Here is a 527-nt window from a genome sequence, read left to right as displayed (position 1 = left end):
CTTGTTCGCAAAGTAGTTATACAGGCTGCCGCTGGTCATGTCGGCGGCCCGCGCGATCTCGCGAATAGTGGTGCGGGAGTAGCCCATCTCGGCCACGCACCGCATCGCCGCGGCGATGACGCGCGCGCGGGTCTGCTCGCCATCGGCACCCACCGGGCGCCCCAGCTGTGACGGCAGAACGCTCATTTGCCTCCGCGAACCCCCGGGCTAATCGATCAGTCGATTATATTCGATGCTGTCGGGCTTCGAGAGCCCGGCGGACAGGACACGCGAGTGGGCGGAGCACGGTGACGCGGGCGCAGCGGGGACGCCCGGTGGGCGCCAGCGGCGAGGACACCCGCCAGCGAATCATCGTGGCCACCATGCGTTGTGTGGCCACGGCGGGCTACTCCCGCGCCACCATCCGTGAGATCGCCCGCACCGCGAACGTCACCAGCGCCAGCCTCTACAACTACTTTGCGAACAAGTCCGAGCTGCTGGACGCCGCCGTCGAGGAGATCGAGGGAATCGCGCTGCCGCGGCTGCAG

Annotated in this window: 2 protein-coding genes; one reads left to right on the top strand and one right to left on the bottom strand. The window is 67.9% G+C overall.

The genetic code is table 11. From position 1 onward, the window contains the following. Positions 1–186 (bottom strand): TetR/AcrR family transcriptional regulator (locus tag A5680_RS13990; RefSeq protein WP_156675113.1); only part of this gene is annotated, 186 nt, incomplete at its 3' end. A 101-nt stretch (positions 187–287) separates the two neighbouring features. On the opposite strand from A5680_RS13990, the gene A5680_RS13985 reads away from it, so the two are divergent. After that, a partial coding sequence (locus A5680_RS13985) for a TetR/AcrR family transcriptional regulator (RefSeq protein ID WP_156675112.1) occupies positions 288–527 on the top strand: 240 nt, incomplete at its 3' end.

The organism is Mycobacterium sp. E2989, assembly GCF_001667595.1.
GTDB lineage: Bacteria > Actinomycetota > Actinomycetes > Mycobacteriales > Mycobacteriaceae > Mycobacterium.
Note: the sequence above shows the minus strand (reverse complement) of the source record. Positions and strands in the feature narration are given on the sequence as shown.